This is a genomic window from Streptomyces sp. NPDC049915 (assembly GCF_040656475.1).
Taxonomy (GTDB): domain Bacteria; phylum Actinomycetota; class Actinomycetes; order Streptomycetales; family Streptomycetaceae; genus Streptomyces.
Map to the genome: position 1 here is coordinate 47,007 of NZ_JBFAMH010000029.1, position 18,523 is coordinate 65,529.

General features: G+C 72.0%; 14 protein-coding genes and 1 pseudogene. 12 read left to right on the forward strand and 3 right to left on the reverse strand.

Going from position 1 to position 18,523, the window contains the following annotated elements; all coding sequences use genetic code 11:
- The first annotated feature begins 61 nt into the window (after positions 1–61).
- From AB0J12_RS33390 to AB0J12_RS33420, 7 genes and pseudogenes are all read left to right on the forward strand, one after another.
- Positions 62–508: a MarR family transcriptional regulator gene (locus AB0J12_RS33390; RefSeq protein WP_363268360.1), complete on the forward strand. Its 447-nt coding sequence runs from the start codon at positions 62–64 to the stop codon at positions 506–508.
- 306 nt (positions 509–814) lie between these two features.
- A complete protein-coding gene (glnII, locus tag AB0J12_RS33395; RefSeq protein ID WP_363268361.1) occupies positions 815–1,846 on the forward strand; it encodes a glutamine synthetase in 1,032 nt (343 codons plus the stop codon).
- 377 nt (positions 1,847–2,223) lie between these two features.
- The gene (locus AB0J12_RS33400; protein WP_363268362.1) at positions 2,224–2,829 is read left to right on the forward strand and encodes a winged helix-turn-helix domain-containing protein; all 606 of its coding nucleotides are present in this window, start codon (positions 2,224–2,226) and stop codon (positions 2,827–2,829) included.
- Positions 2,830–2,889: 60 nt separating this feature from the next.
- A complete protein-coding gene (locus AB0J12_RS33405; RefSeq protein ID WP_363268363.1) occupies positions 2,890–3,915 on the forward strand; it encodes an SDR family oxidoreductase in 1,026 nt (341 codons plus the stop codon).
- A gap of 140 nt (positions 3,916–4,055) precedes the next feature.
- Positions 4,056–4,628: a sensor domain-containing protein gene (locus tag AB0J12_RS33410; protein WP_363268364.1), complete on the forward strand. Its 573-nt coding sequence runs from the start codon at positions 4,056–4,058 to the stop codon at positions 4,626–4,628.
- Positions 4,546–4,815: pseudogene (locus AB0J12_RS33415) on the forward strand (helix-turn-helix transcriptional regulator); the annotation flags it as partial. The gene AB0J12_RS33410 and the pseudogene AB0J12_RS33415, both read left to right, overlap by 83 nt.
- Positions 4,816–4,945: 130 nt before the next feature.
- A complete protein-coding gene (locus AB0J12_RS33420; protein ID WP_363268365.1) occupies positions 4,946–6,547 on the forward strand; it encodes a DUF1996 domain-containing protein in 1,602 nt (533 codons plus the stop codon).
- A gap of 75 nt (positions 6,548–6,622) precedes the next feature.
- On the opposite strand, the gene AB0J12_RS33425 is transcribed toward AB0J12_RS33420, so the two are convergent.
- The gene (locus tag AB0J12_RS33425; RefSeq protein ID WP_363268367.1) at positions 6,623–7,033 is read right to left on the reverse strand and encodes a hypothetical protein; all 411 of its coding nucleotides are present in this window, start codon (positions 7,031–7,033) and stop codon (positions 6,623–6,625) included.
- Between the two features lie 109 nt (positions 7,034–7,142).
- Here AB0J12_RS33425 and AB0J12_RS33430 point away from each other — a divergent pair, with 109 nt between their 5' ends.
- The 5 genes from AB0J12_RS33430 (at position 7,143) to AB0J12_RS33450 (ending at position 12,419) form a co-directional block, all read left to right on the forward strand.
- Positions 7,143–7,643 carry a tetratricopeptide repeat protein gene (locus AB0J12_RS33430; protein WP_363268369.1) on the forward strand — a complete coding sequence of 167 codons (501 nt, stop codon included), beginning with the start codon at positions 7,143–7,145 and terminating at the stop codon, positions 7,641–7,643.
- 50 nt (positions 7,644–7,693) lie between these two features.
- Positions 7,694–9,613, forward strand: coding sequence for a hypothetical protein (locus tag AB0J12_RS33435; RefSeq protein WP_363268370.1), 1,920 nt, complete (start codon positions 7,694–7,696; stop codon positions 9,611–9,613).
- A 108-nt stretch (positions 9,614–9,721) separates the two neighbouring features.
- A complete protein-coding gene (locus tag AB0J12_RS33440; RefSeq protein ID WP_363268371.1) occupies positions 9,722–10,630 on the forward strand; it encodes a metal-dependent hydrolase in 909 nt (302 codons plus the stop codon).
- Positions 10,630–11,673: a PDR/VanB family oxidoreductase gene (locus AB0J12_RS33445; RefSeq protein ID WP_363268372.1), complete on the forward strand. Its 1,044-nt coding sequence runs from the start codon at positions 10,630–10,632 to the stop codon at positions 11,671–11,673. Before AB0J12_RS33440 ends, AB0J12_RS33445 begins: the two co-directional genes overlap by 1 nt.
- A 56-nt stretch (positions 11,674–11,729) precedes the next feature.
- A complete protein-coding gene (locus tag AB0J12_RS33450; protein WP_363268373.1) occupies positions 11,730–12,419 on the forward strand; it encodes a TetR/AcrR family transcriptional regulator in 690 nt (229 codons plus the stop codon).
- A 29-nt stretch (positions 12,420–12,448) separates the two neighbouring features.
- Here AB0J12_RS33450 and AB0J12_RS33455 read toward each other — a convergent pair whose 3' ends face one another.
- Positions 12,449–12,805, reverse strand: a complete 357-nt coding sequence (locus AB0J12_RS33455; protein ID WP_363268374.1) for a 5-carboxymethyl-2-hydroxymuconate Delta-isomerase — start codon at positions 12,803–12,805, stop codon at positions 12,449–12,451.
- A 62-nt stretch (positions 12,806–12,867) separates the two neighbouring features.
- Complete coding sequence (gene pulA / locus AB0J12_RS33460) at positions 12,868–18,270, reverse strand: pullulanase-type alpha-1,6-glucosidase (protein WP_363268375.1); 5,403 nt, start codon at positions 18,268–18,270, stop codon at positions 12,868–12,870.
- Positions 18,271–18,523: the final 253 nt, after the last annotated feature.

An 18,523-nucleotide genomic window follows, 5' to 3' on the forward strand; every position in this document is an offset into this window, starting at 1 on the left:
CCCCTATTATCTCGTTGAGCAAGATTCTTGTTGAGCGAGACGATAGCGGAGGGCGGCCGTGATGTCCCAGGAACCCGAGATGGAGATCGTCCATCTGCTGCGCGCGGTGGCGGTCGAACTGGGGCTGCACAGCGCGCGCTTCGCCCAGCGCAACGGCATGCACCCGACCGATGTGCGGGCCCTGATCGCGCTGATGGACGCCCGGCGGGCGGGCGAGGAGGTGACGGCCGGTCGCCTCGGCGCCGACCTGGGCCTGAACTCGGCCGGGACGACGGCCCTCATCGACCGGCTGGAGCGGGCCGGGCACGTACGGCGCACGCGGGGGCGGCTGGACCGGCGGACGGTGGTCGTCGAGGTGGACGAGCGGGCGGTACGGCTGGGCCAGGACTTCTTCGGCCCGCTCATCGGCCGGACGGTGGACCTGCTCGCACGCTACGACGACCGCGAACGGGCGGCGATCCGCGACTTCCTCGCCGGGGTACGGGACGCGGCGGCCGACGACTCCTGACCGGGCGGAGAGCGCGGCGACCGATGGGGACCGGACGGGCGGAGAGCGCGGCGGCCGCTGGGTATCGGGTGGCTCAACCGCATCGCATACGAATCCGGCGGCCCGGCACCGCGCGCTGCCCTCCTCACAGCCGCCCGCACGGTGACGTGAGGCGTGCCACACCACCCGCAGGTAACACGGGGTTCACATTCGGGCAATGGACGAGAAATCGCCTGTTGACAGTCTGCCGACATCCACCGCGGCGCCCAGTGCCGCAGCGCCGCAGCACCCGCAGTGCGCCAGACCCACGTTAAGGATGTGGCCCCGATGACCTTCAAGGCTGAGTACATCTGGATCGACGGCACCGAGCCGACGGCCAAGCTCCGTTCCAAGACGAAGATCATCACGGACGCCCCCGCCGGCCTGGAGGCGCTGCCGCTGTGGGGCTTCGACGGGTCCTCCACCAACCAGGCCGAGGGCCACTCCTCGGACTGTGTGCTGCGGCCGGTCTTCAGCTGCCCGGACCCGATCCGCGGCGGCGACGACATCCTGGTGCTGTGCGAGGTCCTGGACACGGACATGACGCCGCACCCGAGCAACACGCGTGCCCTGCTGGCCGAGATCGAGGAGCAGTTCGCGGCGCAGGAGCCGATCTTCGGCATCGAGCAGGAGTACACCTTCTTCAAGGACGGCTACCCGCTCGGCTTCCCCAAGGGCGGCTTCCCGGCCCCGCAGGGCGGCTACTACTGCGGCGTCGGCTCCGACGAGATCTTCGGCCGTGACGTCGTCGAGGCGCACCTGGACAACTGCCTGAAGGCGGGTCTCGGCATCTCCGGCATCAACGCCGAGGTCATGCCGGGCCAGTGGGAGTTCCAGGTAGGCCCGCTGGCCCCGCTGGAGGTCTCCGACCAGATGTGGGTGGCCCGCTGGCTGCTGTACCGCACCGCCGAGGACTTCGGCATCGCCGCCACCCTCGACCCCAAGCCGGTCAAGGGTGACTGGAACGGCGCGGGCGCGCACACCAACTTCTCCACCAAGGCGATGCGCGAGGGCTACGACGCGATCATCACCGCGTGCGAGGCGCTCGGCGAGGGCTCCAAGCCGCTCGACCACGTCAAGAACTACGGCGCCGGCATCGACGCCCGCCTGACCGGCCTGCACGAGACGGCCCCGTGGGACAAGTATTCCTACGGCGTCTCCGACCGCGGCGCCTCGGTCCGCATCCCGTGGCAGGTCGAGAAGGACCGCAAGGGCTACATCGAGGACCGCCGTCCCAACGCCAACGTCGACCCGTACGTCGTGACGCGTCTGCTCGTCGAGACCTGCTGCTCGGCGCTGGAGAAGGCCGGCCAGGTCTGATCCACCCGTCTGCGCGCGAGGGGCGTCCACCGTCATGGTGGGCGCCCTTCGCGTTGCCGGGGCGGGCGAGTGTCCACACAGTGAGAGGAGGGCTCCTGTCAACGGCTCACGTCTGGTTCAATAAGTCCATGGCCGGCATCCAGAAGCACTCCGCGACAGGTCGCCAGGACCTCGAGCCCTTCTGGCCCTCCCGTCAGCACCACGACTTCGACCGGGTGTGTTGCCGCGCGACGAACGCGCCGGCCCTCTAAAGCCGTAACACCCGGCCTTCGGCCGGCGCGACAAGCCGTACGTCCCCGACGGGCCGCGACCACGAATCGCCGCCGTCGATCCGTCCGACGAACGACGAACTTCTCGCGCGAAAGAGCTGACCTCTCATGGCGACCACTCGTTCCCTCAGCACCGCCACCCTGCCCGCCCCCGCTCCCGCCCCGGCCCCGGCCGCCCGTCACCGGTTGCGCGCCGTCGACCGCGACGAGGTGGTCGACGTGGCGGACTTCCTGCCGCCCGGTGCCACCTGGCTGCCGGCCCCGCCGCACGCCCTGCCCACACTGCCCGGCCGGCCGCCGATGGTCGGCTACCTGGTGCTCGTCCCGGCCGACCAGCAGCCGCCGTTCCTGCCGGTGGCCGTGGCGAACCAGCCGGTGCAGGACCAGCCGGTGCCCGACGCGTCCGGCGCGGTCCTCGAAGAGCCGCTCGTGCGGATCGACTCCGTGCGGCGCACCGCCTGGGTCGGCGGGCGTGAACTCGACCTGACCTACCTGGAGTTCGAGCTGCTCGCGCATCTGGTGGCCAACCCGCACCGGGTGCACACCCGCGACCAGCTCGTCACCACGGTGTGGGGTTACGGCCACGTGGGCGACGGCCGCACCGTCGACGTCCACGTCGCCCGCCTGCGCCGCAAGCTGGGCGCCGAGCACCGCGAGGCCATCCAGACGGTGCGCCGCGTCGGCTACAAGTACGCGCCGCCGGCCGGCCGCTGACACCTCTGCCGGGAGCAGAACCCGGTTCCGCCCCCGCCCGGCTCCGGCACAGTCGTCGGCATGAGACTTCTGGTGCTGGGCGGTACGGAGTTCGTGGGGCGGGCCGTGGCCGAGGCGGCCCTCGGCCGCGGCTGGGAGGTGACCGTCTTCCACCGGGGACGGCACGCGGCCCCGCCCGGGGTGCGGTCGCTGCACGGCGACCGCACCGCTCCCGGCGGCCTCGCCGCCCTGGCCGGCTCGGACGGGCGCTGGGACGTAGTCGTCGACACCTGGTCGGCGGCGCCCCGCGCGGTACGGGACACGGCACGCCTGCTGCGGGAGCGCGCCGGACGGTATGTGTACGTCTCCAGTTGCTCGGTGTACGCGTGGGCGCCGCCCGCCGGGTACGGCGAGGACGCGCCGCTCGTCGAGGGCGCCTCCCCCGACGCCGGCCACACCGACTACGGCCGCGACAAGCTCGGCGGTGAGCTGGCGGCCGCCGCGGAGTTCGGCGCCGACCGCTCACTGCTGGTGCGGGCCGGGCTGATCCTCGGGCCGTACGAGAACGTCGGCCGGCTGCCCTGGTGGCTGAACCGGATCGCGCGCGGCGGCCCGGTGCTCGCGCCCGGCCCGAGGGAACTGCCGCTGCAGTTCATCGACGTCCGCGACCTCGCCGAGTGGACCCTCGGGGCCGCGGAGCGGGACCTGAGCGGGCCGTACAACGTGATCAGCCCCTCGGGGCACGCCACCATGGCCGCGTTGCTGGAGTCCTGTGTGCGGGCCACCTCGGGCCCGGCGGAGCTGCGCTGGACCGACCCGCGGACGATCCTCGACGCCGGCATCGAGCCGTGGGTGCAGCTGCCGGTGTGGGTGCCGCCGGGCAGTGACCTGCACGACGCGCTGCACCGCGCGGACGTCTCCCGGGCGCTGGCCACGGGTCTGCGCTGCCGGCCGGTCGAGGAGACCGCCGCCGACACCTGGCGGTGGCTGCGCGCACTCGGCGGCACGGCACCGATGCGCGCGGACCGCACGGCCGAGGGGCTCGACGCGGAGATCGAGGCGAAGGTGCTGGCCATCGGCGGGGGTGTACCCGGCACCACCCCCTGACGGGGTGCCCGGCCCCGTGCGGGCCCGGCGCCCGCTCGGCCAGACTGTCCCCGCACCGAGCGACGAAGGCGGGGGGCCATGAACCGGACACGGGTACGCGACGCACTGGTGGCGGGGGCGCAGGCGTCGCGCTGTCCACAATGGGCTGGACCGCCTCGATCGGCCTGTCCGTCCTCGCCCTGCTGTCCCTCTCCTTCATCCCCCTGGGCCTGGGGGTGCTCACCACCCCCTCCGTGCTGCGGATGGTGCGCGGATACGCCCAGCACCGGCGGGAGCTGGCCGCGCGCTGGGCGGGCCTGGAGATACCCGCCCCCTACCGGCCGCTTCCGGCGCCGCCCCGGGGCGGGCTCCCGGGCCGGGCCGGACTCACCCGGGAGCTGCTGCGGGACCCGGCGACCTGGCAGGACCTGCGCTGGCTGTCCGTGGACGCGACAGCGGGCGCGGCCGTCGCCTCGCTGGCACCGGGGCTGCTCGCCGAGGGGCTCTTCGGCATCCTGATCGGGGCCGGTCTGTGGCAGCCCATCGTGGCCGCCTCCGACGACTGGTGGTACGAGTTCGTCCCGGTCACCGGCTGGGGCACGGCCTTCGCCGCCGCCCTGCTCGGCTGCGTCTGGCTGGCCGTCGCCGTGCGCGATGGATCCGCAGGTCATCCAGCAGTTGCCGGCGCGGGGGGCGGGTGCGGACCGGCCGCTGGCCCGGCTCACGCCGCGTGAGCTGGAGGTGCTGGAGCTGATGGCACAGGGACGGGCGAACACGGCGATCGCGGCCAGGCTCGTGGTGACGGAACGGGCGATCGCCAAGCACACCGCCAACATCTTCACGAAACTGGGCCTGGAGGTGTCGGACGACGACAACCGGCGCGTGCTGGCCGTGCTGGCGTTTCTCGATCACGGCCGCTGACCTGCAACTCCACTGAATCCTCACGGGCTTTGAACGCCACTGGAGCCGCTTGCGTATCCAAGGGCGCCGCTTCACCCCTCGGGCGCCTCGCTGCCGCCCCGGAAGCCCGCACGGAAGTCAGAGGAGTTCCATGGGACGCAACACAAGAAAACGCCGCTCGTCCATGGCCGGCAAGGCCGTAGCCGCATCGGCGGCCCTAGCGCTCGGCGGGGGCGGGCTTGTCTGGGCGAACTTCTACGCGTCGGCCCACGAGTCGCACGACTCCTGGGCCGGCAACCGCACCAAGGCGGCGGCCGCCCAGGTGGCGACGATCTCCTGCCCCGACGTCGGTCAGCAGCTCACGGACGTGCCGGGCCAGGCGCGCACCGAGGTGGACGGCGAACTGGCCAGCCTTGACCGCCAGATCACCGACGCCTACCAGCGGCTGGCGACGACGCGCGACGCGCAGACCCGCGACGCGAGCTTCGTGCAGAACTCGATCCTCCAGCCGCTCAAGGACCGGCGGGCGGCGATCATCGACCGCATCCAGCTGGAGATCAACCGGGTCGGCGGCAACGCCCCCGACCGCCTCGACGGCCTCGCCGGCTGCACGGCCAGCCCCGCGGAACAGCCGCAGACCAACGGAGGCCAGAACAACGGAGGCCAGAACAACGGCGGCCAGATGGACGGCGGCCAGCAGCAAGGCGGCGGCCAGCAACAGGGCGGCGGCCAGCAGCAGGGCGGTGGCCAGCAGGGCGGTGGCCAGCAGGGCGGCCAGAACAACGGCGGTCAGAACAACGGTCAGCAGGGTGGCCAGAACAGCGGTGGCCAGGCCGGCAACGGCCCCTCCGCCGCCGACTTCGTCGACATCACCAAGGTGCAGCCGAACGTCCCCGCCCAGCCCCGCAAGATGCGCAACGCCTCCGTCGGCACCTTCACCACCCGCTGCGGGGTGAACGCCAACGGCAACCACAACACCGACAACGTGATCGTGGCCCCGGGCGTCAAGAACGGCGCCCACCACCTGCACGACTACGTCGGCAACCAGTCCAACGACGCCTTCGCCAACAACGACACCTTCGCCGCGGCCGAGACCACCTGCCAGAACCAGCAGGACAAGTCGTCGTACTACTGGCCGGTGCTGCGGGTGCAGGACGGCACGCAGGACTTCGACCAGAACAACGACGGCGGCGGCAAGGAGGGCAACGTCGGCAAGATCCTGCTCGCCAAGCAGGCCCAGATCAAGTTCATCGGCAATGCCACCAGCAAGGTCGTCGCGATGCCGCAGTTCCTGCGCATCATCACCGGTGACGCCAAGGCCTTCACCAACGGCCCCGGCAACGCCAACGCGCACTGGAGCTGCACCGGCTTCGAGAACAAGGTGCAGCTGACCGACAAGTACCCGGTCTGCCCGGCCGGCAGCAGTGTGGTGCGCTCGTTCGCCTTCCAGTCCTGCTGGGACGGCCAGAACGTCGACAGCGCCAACCACCGCACCCACGTAGCCTTCGCCGACGCGAACGGCCGCTGCCAGAACGGCTTCAAGGCGATCCCGCAGCTGACCATGCGCCTGGTGTACGACGTGCCGGCGCCGGTGATCAGCAACGGCCAGCTGAAGAACGCCTACGCGGTCGACGGCTTCCCGGAGCAGCTGCACAAGGCGATCACGGACCACGACGACTTCATCAACGTGATGACCGGCAACCTCAACAGCAAGATCGCCAACTGCATCAACCGGGGACAGAAGTGCCAGTGACCCCCTGAGCCCCCCACATGCGAAAGCCGGCGGTGCCACTCCCCCACCGCCGGCTTTCGTATGCCTCCAACGGGCTCAGTGACCCGCGTGCGCTCCCCCGTGCTGGGTGCCCTGCTCGAGGGTGCCGCCCAGGGTGGAGCGCAGCGCGCCGACCACGCCGTCGTCGCCGACGGCGACCCACTTGCGGCCGACCAGGTAGTAACCGCCGTAGTCCTTCGCCTCGTTGATCCACTCGCGTTGCCCGCGGTCGGTGGCGAAGGTGGCCAGCACGAACTTCCCCTCGGTGGTCGTGCAGATGGCCTGCCGGATCTCGTCGGCGTCGGTCTGCATGTCCGGCCGGCACTTGGCCTCGGCGGCCAGGTGCTCCAGGCTGCCGGTCGCCGTCGGCGGTACGGCGTCGTCCTGGCCGCCGCCGGCGCCGCAGCCCGCGACCGCCAGCGCGGCGAGGGCACCGGTCACGGCGAGCATCGGTCGGGTGCGTCTCATCTGTTTCCTCCGGGTCCGGGCGGGTGCGCGACGCCTGTCGATACGGCTGCCGCGCGCCCGACGCTCAATCCGGTACCGCGTGTCCGTACCCCTGTGCGACAGTGTGCCGGTGAACCAGGACTGGGAAGACCGGGTGGCCACGGCCTGGGCCGCCTTCGACGACTACCCCGAGGACAGGGCCGCCGAGTTCCGCGCCCGGATCGACGCGCTCGTCGCCGAGTTGCCCGAGGACAGCCCGCTGGGCCCCTTCGAGCGGGCCTGCGCCTTCGACTCGACCGGCCACTCCGACCAGGCCGTCCCGCTGTACCAGGAGGCGCTGGCGCGCGGCCTGGACGGATACCGGGGCCGACGGGCGAAGATCCAGCTGTCCAGTTCCCTGCGCAACGTCGGCCGGCCGGAGGAGGGCGTCAAACTCCTGACCCCCGAACTGGAGCGCCCTTCCGACGAGTTGGACGACGCGGTACGCGCCACGCTCGCCCTGTGCCTGTCCAGCCTGGGCCGCGACCGCGAGGGCCTGTCCCTGGTGCTGGGCGCGCTGGCCGCCCATCTGCCGCGCTACCAGCGGTCGATGGCCAACTACGCCCGCGCACTGGTCGAGCCCGGGGCCTGACCCACCCGGACGGCGGGTGACCATCCACCGATTCGCTCGTTCTGCTGAACGTGCAGTCACAGGATGTCGCCCCGCGCCCCTCATCGTCCCCCGCCGGCCCGGTCGTCGGCGTCGAGCAGGCCGAGGCCGCGCTCGTCGAGCACTACCCGCGGCTCGTGCGGCTCGCCTATCTGGTGCTGCCGCCGGGCCTCGGCCGCGGCCGGCGCGTCCTGACCGCCCACGCCCTCACCCAGCGCGCCCTGCCGCGCGGCAAGGCCGCCCCACCCGTCATCCCGGCCCAGTCCGCGGGCCGCGACGGCGACCCGGGGTACGCCTTCGTACGCCAGCAGGTGCTGCGCGCGGCACTGGAGGCCGGGCTGCCGTTGCGGCGCCGCGGCCGGCTCAGGCGGCCCCAGCTGCCGCCGCTGCTGCCGCAGGTGTGGGGCCTGCGCCTGTTCCCGCGCTCGGGCGGCGCCGACGAACTGGCCCTGGACCAGCAGCTGTCGGAGCTGCCCGCCCCGGCGCGTGCCGCCTACGCGCTGCGCGGCCTGGAGCAGCTGCCCGACGACGAGGTGCGCCGCATCCTGACGGCGGCCGGGGTCAGGAGCGTGAACGCGGCGCTGCGGGAGGCCGACGACGTACCCGCGCGGTACGGACTGCTGGCCTCACCCGAGTTCGATCCGTGCGCGCTGCAGGCCCGGCCGACCGATCTGATGCGCCGGCGCCAGCACACCAGGGCCGCGCTCGCCGCCGCCGCGGCCCTCGCCGTGTGCGGCGCGCTGGTCGCGCTGCCCGGCGGCGGCTGGGGGCCGGACGGCGCCGCAGCCCCGGTCTACGCGCAGAACCCGGCCGCCGAGGCCGCCCTCGACCCGGGCCGGCTGGTGAGGGCCGTGCCAGGCGCGTGGAAGACGGCGTCACGGACCGACTTCTCGGTGTGGCCGGCGCGCGGTGACCTGACCGGTGACACGTCCCTGCTGCGCCGCGCCCTCGCCGTGTGGGCCCGCCCCGGCGAGACGGTCCGCCTCTCGGCGACCCCCGGCACGGCCTCCGGCGGCCCGGCCGGCCCGCCGCAGCTGCTGTACGCGGGGAACGTCGACAACGCGCACGTGGTGATCCTGTACGACGGGCTGCGCATCGCCCGCTACGCCGAGCCGAAGGACGGCACCGAGGGCGCGGCGCTGGACTTCGCGCGCGCGGACGGCGCGAACGGCACCGAGGCGGACGCGGTGGTGCTGGGCCGGGCCGACGGCAACGTGCGCTATCTGACCGCCCCCTGGGTGACGAAGACGGCCGAGCGCGACCTGATGAAACCGGCCGCTGGCGCGAGGGACCTGCCCCTGTCCGGCGGGGTCACCTCCCCCATGGCCAGCCCGGCGACGAAGACCGGCCCGTGCACGTCCTGGAACGCCCTGCAGATCGGCGACGACACCGGCACGCATGTCCTGACCGACCTCGGCGAACTCATGCCCGCCCGCCTCACCGTGGGCCACCCCGGCAAGGAGCGCGAGGTGTCCGGCTCCGAGAGCCTGCACGCGTGGGCGCCGTACGCCTGCTCGCTGGGCGCGGTGCGCTCGCGGGGCGTCCGGTCCGTGAACGCCTGGGCGTACGCCCAGCAGAAGCTGCCGGGCGCGGGCGGCACCGCGGACTGGGTGTGCACCCGGGCGGAGACCTGGCGCGGCGGCGGGGCGCGGGTACTGGCGCAGTTCCACACCCCGGGCGGTACGTACGGGGCGGTCGCGGCGAAGGCCGAGGACGTGCCGGCGTGCGGGCCGCGCGATCCGCGGGTGCTCGCCGGTGTGCTGTGGAAGTCGCAGGGCGGCACCTGGTACCTGCTCGCCGCGGGCGGCAAGGACACGGCGTCCATCCGCGCCGCGGGCGGTCTGAGCGCGAGCGCGGACGGCCATGTCCTCGCCGCGCGCGCCAAGCAGGGGCTCCAGGCGGAGCTGAGGGGCACCCTGACGGACGGCCGGGAGATCGGCGGGCTGCACTAGGCGACGCGGCTCACGGCGCCCGGCGGCCCCGCCGTTGCTGACAGCGGCGTCAACAAGGTCGGGCGCGAGGGGTTCCCCCTCGGGCCTACCCATCAGTACATTGACGCCATGTCTAACAAGCAGGCCGCTCGGATGCCCCAGCCGGACGAGCCGGAGCGGATACCGCTCAAGGCCCGGAAGGTGTCCTTCTCCTGGGGGCGCACGCCGCTGCACTGGGTGCCCGGGGATCCGTTCACCACGCACACCATCAACGTGCTGCATCTGCTGCTGCCGGCCGGGGAGCGGTGGTTCGTGCACGTCTACAAGCAGGTGCTGCCCTACATCCGGGACGAGCGGCTGCGCGAGGACGTCAACGGGTTCATCGGGCAGGAGGCGATGCACTCCCAGGCCCATGACGAGGTCCTGCCGCACCTGCGCGAGCAGGGGCTCGACCCGACGCCGTACACCGCGCAGGTCGACTGGTTCTTCGAGAAGCTGCTCGGCGACCGCACGCTGCCGCCGGGCCGGGCGCGCCGCTGGTGGCTGATGGAGCGGGTCGCGCTGATCGCCGCGATCGAGCACTACACCGCCTTCCTCGGCGACTGGGTGCTCAACGCCGAGGAGCTGGACCGGCGCGGTGCCGACCCGACGATGCTGGACCTGCTGCGCTGGCACGGCGCCGAGGAGGTCGAGCACCGCTCGGTCGCCTTCGATCTGTTCCTGCACGTCGACGGCAGCTACCGGCGCCGGGCGCGGACCTGGGCGACCGCGTTCACGGCGCTGGTGTTCCTGTGGCAGCGCGGGGTGCGGTTCTTCATGGAGAACGACCCGACCGTGCTGGCCGGCAAGCCCACGTTCCGGGACTTCTACGTGCGCGGACGGCACGGGGTGCTGCCGTCGGCCGAGGACATGCTGAAGTCGATCCCGCGCTATCTGAGCCGGAGCTACCACCCCTCCCAGGAGGGCTCCACCGAGCAGGCCGTCGCCTACCTCGCCTCCTCCCCCGCGGCCCTCGCCGCAGAAAAGAGGACCGCCTGATGCCGAAGCTGCGCACCGTCATGGTCGTCGCGGGCGCCGCGCTGCTCGCCCGGCGGGCGCTGCGCCGCCGGGTCCGGAGCTCACCGCTTTGGCCGATGCCCGCACTGGAGACGCCGATCAGCGGGCAGCCGCGGTCCCGGGCGCTGACGCTGCTGGTGACCGGGCACGAACACATCGCCGACGGGGTCGTCCAACTCCGGCTGGAGGGCCACGATCTGCCGCGCTGGGAGCCCGGCGCGCATCTGGACCTGGTGCTGCCGTCGGGTCTGGTGCGCCAGTACTCGCTGTGCGGCGACCCGGAGGACACCTCCTCCTACACCGTGGCCGCACGGCTGGTGGAGGACGGGCGGGGCGGCTCGCGCGAGGTGCACGAGCAGGTGCGCGAGGGTATGGAGCTGGAGGTCCGCGGCCCGCGCAACCGTTTCCCGCTGACGAAGGCACCGCGTCACGCCTTCGTCGCCGGCGGCATCGGGATCACGCCGATCCTGCCGATGCTGCGGGCCCTGACCGCCCAGGACGCGGACTGGCGACTGCTGTACGGCGGCCGCAGCCGGGCCTCGATGCCGTTCCTGGAGGAGATCGGGAAACTGGGCGGTGACCGGGTGACGGTCGTCGCCGAGGACGAGGCAGGGCTGCCGGACCTGGACGCCTGGCTCGGCGAACTGCCCGAGGACACGGCCGTGTACTGCTGCGGGCCCGAGGGGCTGATGGCGGCCGTGGAGGAGCGGGTGCCGCACGTCCACATGGAGCGGTTCACGCCGAAGTCGAAGTCGGCGACCGGCGGTTCTTTCGAGGTCGAACTGCGGCGCAGCAGACGGGTCGTGACCGTGTCCGAGGACTCCACCGTGCTGGCCGCCGTGCGCGCCGAACTCCCCGGCACCGCCTACTCCTGCGAGCAGGGTTTCTGCGGCACCTGCCAGCAGCGGGTGCTGGAGGGCGAGGTCGACCACCGCGACGAGCTGCTGACGGACGCGGAGCGCGACGACTCGATGCTGATCTGTGTCTCCCGCGCCCGCGGCGGCCGGCTGGTGCTCGATATGTGAACATCCGTGGCCGATCGGGACCGTGAGCGGCCGGATCCGATCGGTAAGGTGTGCGCATGACTACCGGGGTACGCCGCAGAATGGGCGTCGAGGAGCGACGGCAACAGCTGATCGGCGTCGCCCTCGAGCTGTTCAGCCGCCGCTCGCCCGACGAGGTCTCCATCGACGAGATAGCGTCGGCCGCGGGCATCTCACGCCCGCTCGTCTACCACTACTTCCCCGGCAAACTCAGCCTGTACGAGGCCGCGTTGCAGCGCGCCTCGGACGAACTGGCGGCCCGCTTCGTGGAGCCGCACGAGGGGCCGCTGGGCGCCCGGCTGCTGCGGGTGATGGCCCGCTTCTTCGACTTCGTCGACGACCACGGCCCCGGTTTCTCGGCCCTGATGCGCGGCGGCCCGGCCGTCGGCTCCTCCACCACGAACGCGCTCATCGACTCCGTACGGCAGGCCGCCTACGTCCAGATCCTGGCGCATCTGCGTGTCGAGGAGCCGCCCGCGCGGCTGGAGCTGGTGATCCGCTCCTGGATCTCGCTCGCCGAGTCCACCGCGCTGCTCTGGCTGGACGGCCGGCGCATCCCGCGCGCGGAGCTGCAGACGCAGCTCGTGCACGACTTCGCCGCGCTCCTCGCGGTGAGCGCGGCGCACGACGAGGAGATGGGCGCGCTGCTGCGCCGGGTACTCAAGGACGAGCCGGGCGACGGGCCCTTCACGGACCTGGTCACCCGGCTCGGCTCGCTCGCCGCCTAGCTTCCTCGCCGCCCGGGCTTCGGACCTCGCTAGGCGTCGTACTTCCGGTAGGAGGCGTCGAGGTCGCGGACCTCGGCGGAGGCGTGCAGCGCGAGGCCCTCGGTGGGCTTCACGTGCTGCCGCAGCAGCTGAAGCACCTGCTCGGTCAGCCGCGCCTTGATCTCCTCGGTGCGGCCGGCCAGCAGGCCGATCGTGATGTGCACGATGGCGTGGCCCTCGCTGTCCGGGCCGACGACGGTGTCCTCGGTCCGGCGGAACTGCGTCTTGCACGCCGGCGGCTTGGCGGCCGCGATCTCGACCGTGGCCTCGTGCACGGCCAGGGCGAAACCGGGCCGGTCGAAGACGTCGGCGAGGCGCTCGGAGTAGTCGACGGTGATCTGCGGCATGGGCGCTCCTGTTCTACGGCGGTCGCGGTCAGCCTAGGTGACGGAAGACCGCGACCGTCCGTTCAGTCCAGGTGCCGGAAGACCGCCACCGTCCGCGCCGGAACGGTGAAGGTGCCGGTCGCCGCCTGGTAGGACGCACCCTTGACGACGGGGTCGGCCCCCGCCGCCTGCACCGGGTGCAGCCCGTACGCCGTCCCGGCGAGGCCGGTGATCCGCTGCTCCTGCCGCTCGGGCGTCGCGTTGAAGACGACGACCAGGTCACCGAGGCGCATGGCGATCACACCGGGCGTCTCGTCCTTCCCGGACAACGGGAAGGAGAGCCGCGACTGCACCTGCGCGGCGGTCGCCAGGGAGAAGTCCGGCTCGGTCGTCCGGATCTTCAGCAGGTCCCGGTACGCCGCGGACGCGCCGTCGATCTGCGGGCAGCCCACCTTGACCGACGCCAGCAGCGGCGCCGCGTACGGCCACTTGGACGCGTTGTCGGCGGCCGGCGGCAGTCCGCGGCCGAAGCCGTTGCCGTCGGCGCAATTCCAGTGGATCGCGTTGAACCAGTCGCCGCTGTCGAAGGAGTTGCGGTCCAGCGACTTCGAGCGCAGCAGGTCGGTGCCGGCCTGGGAGAGCGCCGGGCCCTGCGAGAGGGCGGCCGTGGCCATCGCCAGGACCTGCGTCCGGGCCCGGTCGGCGGCGCTCGTCGAGGCGGGCAGCTTGTAGGCGAGCGCGTCGAACAGCGCCTCGTTGTCGTGCGCGTCGACATAGGCGAGGGCGTCACCGGGGTCGGCGGCGTACCCGGCGGGAGCGCCGTTGTAGTCGATCTCGGCGCCGGTGACCTCCTTGCCGGCGGTGTCCGTGAAGTGGTACTTCGCCAGGTTTCCGGACAGGCCGACCTTGATCAGGTCCTGGTCGTGCAGCAGGCGGGCCTTCTGCTCGGCCGGGGTGCCGTTGGCGGTGGAGGAGTTGGGGTCGGTGTACAGGCCGCTCGCGAAGCCCTGGGCGCCGGGGTCGGCGTCGAAGGGGCTGCCGCCGCGCACGGCGTCACGGGCGCGGTCGGAGAAGGTGGCGATGCCGGTGCCGGCCATGTTGGCCTGCGTCGCCTGCACGAAGCGGGCGTCGTTCGCGACCTCGCCGAAGTTCCAGCCCTCGCCGTACAGGATGATCTTCTTGCCGTCGACGCCGTCCTTGGCGAGGGTCAGCGCGTCCAGCGCCTTCCGTACGGCCAGGATGTTGGCCTTCGGGTGGTGGCCCATGAGGTCGAAGCGGAATCCGTCGACCTTGTACTCCTTGGCCCAGGTGACGATCGAGTCGACCACCAGCTTGCCCATCATGGCGTTCTCGGGCGCGGTGTTCGCGCAGCACGTGCTGGTGGCCACCGAGCCGTCGGCCATGAGCCGCTGGTAGTAACCGGGCACGACCTTGTCCAGCACCGAGGTGTCAGCCTGGCCCGCGGCCGCCGTGTGGTTGTAGACGACGTCCATGACGACCCGCAGCCCGTCCCGGTTGAGCGACTGGACCATCTCACGGAACTGCACCGTGCGGGCGGTGCCGTCCGGGTCGGTGGCGTAGGAGCCCTCCGGGACCGTGTAGTGGTACGGGTCGTAGCCCCAGTTGTAGGCGTCCTTCGCGGCGCTCTTCGTCACGCACTCCTGCTGCCGGTCGGAATCGGCCGGCAGGGAGGCCAGGTCGCAGTCGGGGGTGGCCCGGTCGGCCTTCTTCTCGGGGATCGTCGCGATGTCGAACGCGGGCAGCAGGTGCACGTAGGAGGTGCCGGCCCGCGCCAGCTCCCGCAGGTGCTTCGAGCCGTCGCTGCCGGTATCGCCGAAGGCCCGGTAGGTGCCCCGGTCCTCGGCGGGGACGGTCGGGTCCTCGACCGAGAAGTCCCGGATGTGCAGCTCCTGGATCTGCGCGTCCCGCAGCGGCACGGCCTTCGGCTTGGCCTGCGTGGACCAGCCCTTCGGCGCCAGGGACTTGTCCCCCAGGTCGACGACGAGACTGCGCGCGGAGTCGGCGGTCAGGGCGACGGAGTAGGGATCGGTGACCTGGTTGGTGACGACCTTGCGGACGCTGGGCGCCCACACCGTCACCACGTACCGGTACGGCTTGTTCTTCCAGGACGCCGGGCCGGTGACGGACCAGACGCCGGTCGCGGCGTCGCGGTGCATGGCCTTGAGCGAGCCGTCCAGCTCCAGCGACACGCTCTGTGCCGTCGGCGCCCACACGGCGAGCGTCGGCTTCCCGTCGCGGAACGTCGGGCCCAGGTGGGCCTTGGTCGCACCCGGGTACAGGTCGTCCAGGACGCCGGCGATCTGCACGCCGGTCGCGGCCAGTACGGCTCCGTTCGCCGCGCGCTGGGAGACGGCGAGCTGGCCGCACAGGGCCTCACGGACCCGGTCGCGGTCGCGCGGGTCGACGGAGTAGGCGGTGTAGTCCTTCAGGTGCGGGAACCTCGCCTTCTGCGCGTCGGTCAGGGTGCTCCTGGACAGCCTGATCCAGCGTTCGTCGTCGCTGGTCAGCGCGCCACCCCGGACGGTGATCGAGCCGTCGCGGGAGTACAGCAGCTGGGTGGAGGCGGCGGACTCGGAGCCGTTGAAGGCGACGGTGTCCCGGTCGATCCAGACCGCCTTGGAGGTGGTCAGGTCGAGCGCGGCGGAGGAGCCCTGCGGCTGCGGCAGCAGGTACTTCTCCTGCCCGGCCAGCAGCCACACCTCGTGACCGCTGGTCTTGAGGTCGAGGGACTGGTCGGTGGGCAGGTCCTTGTCGTCGCCCTTGTGGAGGATGTAGCTGAGGCTGGTCGCACCGGCCGCGAGCGGCACCTCGTACACGGCGCCGTAGGCGTCGGTGCGCACCGGCTGCAGCGGCTTGGACCAGTCGGTGGGGTTCGCGGCGCCCGTCCAGACGTGCAGGCCCCACCCGTCGTACGCGCCGTCGGCGCGGTGGTAGTGGACGACCGCCTTGGTGGTGTCCTGGGCCGGGTAGGCGGGCCTTTCCGTCAGGACGTCGGTCTTCCCCTGCTCGATCCACACCTCGCCGGTCTTGGTGACGTCGATGCTCCGGTCGGCGGAGACGTCCTTGTTGCCGTCCTTGTCGATGACCAGGAACCCGACATTCGACGCGCCCGGCTTCAGCTTGACGTAGGCGAAGGCCCCGTAGGCGTCTCGGCCGGCGAAGGAGTGGCTGGCCGGCCAGTTCGTCGCCTCGCCGTCGGCGAGGTCGCCCCAGGCGTACAGGCCCCAGTTCGCGTAGTCGCCGTCGGCCCGCTTGTAGTGCACGATCGCGTAGTCGCGGGAGGAGGCGGTGGGCACCTCGGACGCGGGCGGGGTGCCGGTGGTGCTGCTCGCCGTGGCACTCGCGGTGCGTCCGGCGGAGTCGATCACGACGGCCTTGTAGCGCAGCGCGGTGCCGGCCGGGACGTCCTTGCCGAGGGTCTGGGTGACCTTGTAGGGGGCGTGGTCGGCGGAACCGAGGATCTGCCACTTGGCGTTGCCGACCTGGGCGGCGAAGACGACGCGGTCGAGCGCGCCGCCGCCGGCGTCGGCGGTGATGTCCACCGTCCCCGTGGCACCGGGGGCGGGGGCCGTGAGGGTGAGGGCCGGCTTGGCGGCGGGGGCGGCGAGCTTGCCGGCCGCCTTGTAGACGACGGCGGAACCGGCCGGGACGGTGAGGGTGAGCTTACGGTCGGCGTCCGTCCTGAGGGTGCCGTCGGCGCCGTAGATCCCCCGGTACGCCATGCCGGCGGAGCCGGTCGCGAAGGTCGCCGTCTGTTCGGAGCCGGCGTTGTTGAAGGCGACGACGTACTCCTGGCCGGTGCGGGCGTCCGTGCGGGAGACGGCGAAGATGCCGGGCCCGTCGGCGGCGTACCGCTCCTGCTGCACGCCGTCGGTCAGCGCCGGGTTGGCCCTGCGCAGCGCGGCCAGGGCGCTGATCTGCCGGTAGAGCGGGGCGGAGGTGTCGTAGGCGTCGCTCGCGTGGGTGCGGTCGGTGCCGATCTCGTCGTCGTCGAGGTAGTCGGCGACCTTCGAGGCGAACATCGTCTGGCGGGCGTCCTTGTCGCCGCCGGAACCGGTGAAGCCCTGCTCGTCGCCGTAGTAGACGACCGGGTTGCCGCGGCTGAGGAACATCAGCTCGTTGGCGAGCCTGTCCTTGGCGAGGAGTTCGGCGTCGGCGGCCTCGGGGTTGTCCTGCTTCAGGAAGGACCCGATACGGCCCATGTCGTGGTTGCCGAGGAAGGTGACCTGCTCGTAGGCGTTGGCCTTGTCGGTCGTGTACTTGTAGTCGTCGGCGAAGACCTTCGCCAGCTTCTGTGCGCTGCCGCCCTGCGAGGCGTAGGAGCGGGCCGCGTCCTGGAAGGGGAAGTCGAGGGTCGCGTCCAGCCGGCCCTGGGTGACGTACGGCGACGTGATGGACGTGTCGGCGGAGTAGACCTCGCCGAACATGAAGAAGTCCTTACGGCCGTGCCGCGCCGCGTACTTGTTCAGTGCCGTGGCCCACTGGGTCCAGAACTCCGTGTTCACGTGCTTGACGGTGTCGATGCGGAAGCCGTCGACGGCGAAGTCCTTCACCCACCGCTCGTAGATCTTCTCCATGCCGCTCACGACCTCGGGACGCTCGGTCCACAGGTCGTCCAGGCCGGAGAAGTCGCCGTAGGTGGCGGACTCGCCGGCGTAGGTCGAGTCGCCGCGGTTGTGGTACATCGTCGGGTCGTTGAGCCAGGCCGGGACCTTGACGTTGCCGGTGACCTTCGGGGTGCGCGGGAAGGAGCCGGCGTCCACGGCCGGGAAGCCCTTGCCGCCGGCCGCGTAGTCGGCGTCGTCGAAGGGGCGGCCGTCCTTGGTGAGGTAGGGGAAGGCGCCCTTGGAGAGGTAGTCGTGGGACGCGGGCTCGTAGTCGACGACGTCGGCGGTGTGGTTGGTGATGACGTCGAAGAAGACCTTCATGCCCTTGGCGTGGGCCCGGGCGATGAGGGTCCTGAGGTCGTCGTTGGTCCCGAAGTGCGGGTCGACCTGGGTGAAGTCGGTGATCCAGTAACCGTGGTAGCCGGCGGAGGCGTTGGAGCCGGTGCCCTGCACGGGCCGGTTCTTGAAGATGGGCGCCATCCAGATGGCGGTGGTGCCCAGGCCCTTGATGTAGTCGAGGCGCTCGGTCAGCCCCTTGAGGTCGCCGCCCTGGTAGAAGCCCTTGTCGGTGGGGTCGTAGCCGGTTGTCAGGCGCGAACCGGTCAGGCCGCCGCGGTCGTTGGCGGTGTCGCCGTTGGCGAAGCGGTCCGGCATGACGAAGTAGAACTGCTCGCGGGTGGCGTCGTGCCGGGCGGGCTGTGCGGCGAGTGCCGCGTCGGAGGGCGGCGGGGGCGGGGCATCGGCGTGGGCGGCGAGCGGCTGCACCAGCGCGGCCGCGAGGGCGGCGGCAGTGACGGCCGCGACCCGCCTTCCCCGTGCACTGCGGCGCGTCCCGGGCGCCGGCCATCTCGGTATCACAGGCGGAAACTCCTTGTGCTTGCGGCTCATTCGGGTCCGACCCCGGCGTCTTGGCGCGGGCTGCGCTGCGGGCGCCCGCGGGGGACCGTATCGCCGACGAAAGACTTACAGCAAGAGGTCTGAAACACCCAGCAAGAACTTTCACCTGGTTTTTTCGGAGCTCGGATCTCGCCACCACGAAGGGGGCGCCGCGTCCGGCCGGCGGGGCGCCGCGCTGACGTTGCGGGGTACGCCGGATGGGGGAAGAGTGGCT

What these genes read in the sequence shown, in the direction of transcription:
- AB0J12_RS33390 (WP_363268360.1), top strand. Translation starts at nt 62, where the DNA reads ATGTCCCAGGAACCCGAGATGGAGATCGTCCATCTGCTGCGCGCGGTG.
- glnII (WP_363268361.1), top strand. Translation starts at nt 815, where the DNA reads ATGACCTTCAAGGCTGAGTACATCTGGATCGACGGCACCGAGCCGACG.
- AB0J12_RS33400 (WP_363268362.1), top strand. Translation starts at nt 2,224, where the DNA reads ATGGCGACCACTCGTTCCCTCAGCACCGCCACCCTGCCCGCCCCCGCT.
- AB0J12_RS33405 (WP_363268363.1), top strand. Translation starts at nt 2,890, where the DNA reads ATGAGACTTCTGGTGCTGGGCGGTACGGAGTTCGTGGGGCGGGCCGTG.
- AB0J12_RS33410 (WP_363268364.1), top strand. Translation starts at nt 4,056, where the DNA reads ATGGGCTGGACCGCCTCGATCGGCCTGTCCGTCCTCGCCCTGCTGTCC.
- AB0J12_RS33420 (WP_363268365.1), top strand. Translation starts at nt 4,946, where the DNA reads ATGGGACGCAACACAAGAAAACGCCGCTCGTCCATGGCCGGCAAGGCC.
- AB0J12_RS33425 (WP_363268367.1), bottom strand. Translation starts at nt 7,033, where the DNA reads ATGAGACGCACCCGACCGATGCTCGCCGTGACCGGTGCCCTCGCCGCG.
- AB0J12_RS33440 (WP_363268371.1), top strand. Translation starts at nt 9,722, where the DNA reads ATGTCTAACAAGCAGGCCGCTCGGATGCCCCAGCCGGACGAGCCGGAG.
- AB0J12_RS33445 (WP_363268372.1), top strand. Translation starts at nt 10,630, where the DNA reads ATGCCGAAGCTGCGCACCGTCATGGTCGTCGCGGGCGCCGCGCTGCTC.
- AB0J12_RS33450 (WP_363268373.1), top strand. Translation starts at nt 11,730, where the DNA reads ATGACTACCGGGGTACGCCGCAGAATGGGCGTCGAGGAGCGACGGCAA.
- AB0J12_RS33455 (WP_363268374.1), bottom strand. Translation starts at nt 12,805, where the DNA reads ATGCCGCAGATCACCGTCGACTACTCCGAGCGCCTCGCCGACGTCTTC.